The organism is Pseudomonas sp. TWI929, assembly GCF_039673335.1.
In the GTDB taxonomy this organism is placed as follows: domain Bacteria; phylum Pseudomonadota; class Gammaproteobacteria; order Pseudomonadales; family Pseudomonadaceae; genus Aquipseudomonas.
The window spans coordinates 1-506 of the sequence record NZ_JBDJLK010000190.1; the positions used below are offsets into that span (position 1 = coordinate 1).

The 506-nt window shown below is 67.6% G+C and carries 1 protein-coding gene; it reads right to left on the reverse strand.

What is annotated here, in order from left to right; translation table 11 throughout:
* Window positions 1–506, reverse strand: a 506-nt coding sequence (locus ABE456_RS28500; RefSeq protein ID WP_346646909.1) for a dihydrodipicolinate synthase family protein, incomplete at both ends; no start/stop codon positions are given.

Here is a 506-nt window from a genome sequence, read left to right on the forward strand (position 1 = left end):
TTGCAGTTGACGAAGCCATGCACCACCTGGGTGTCGACGCCGACCATCAGGGTTACATCGTCATCCTTGGAGGTGATGTGCTCGGCGGCGTAGCGCAGGTCGGCGCCACCGCCGAACTCCTTGAAGCCGATCAGGTTGGGGAACTCGCGGCGCAGTTCGAAGAACAGGTCGGCGCGGGTGGCAAAGCCGTAGTAAGGGCTGTTGTAGATCACTGCCGGCAGCTTCGGCGCGGCGGCGAGGATGGCCGAGAAGTGGTGCTTCTGGGCGATCAGCGAGGCGCCGCGGCTGAGCACGCGGGGGATGACCATCAGGCCGGCGGCGCCGACGTTGGCGGCGTGGGCAGCGTGCGAGACCGCCTCACGGGTGTTTACCGCACCAGTACCGACGATGGTCGGGATGCCGGCGGCCACCAGGCGTGCCACGCCTTCCTGGCGCTCGGCCTCGGTCAGCAGCGGCCAGTCACCCATCGAGCCGCAGTACACCACGGCGCTCATGCCGGCCTCGAT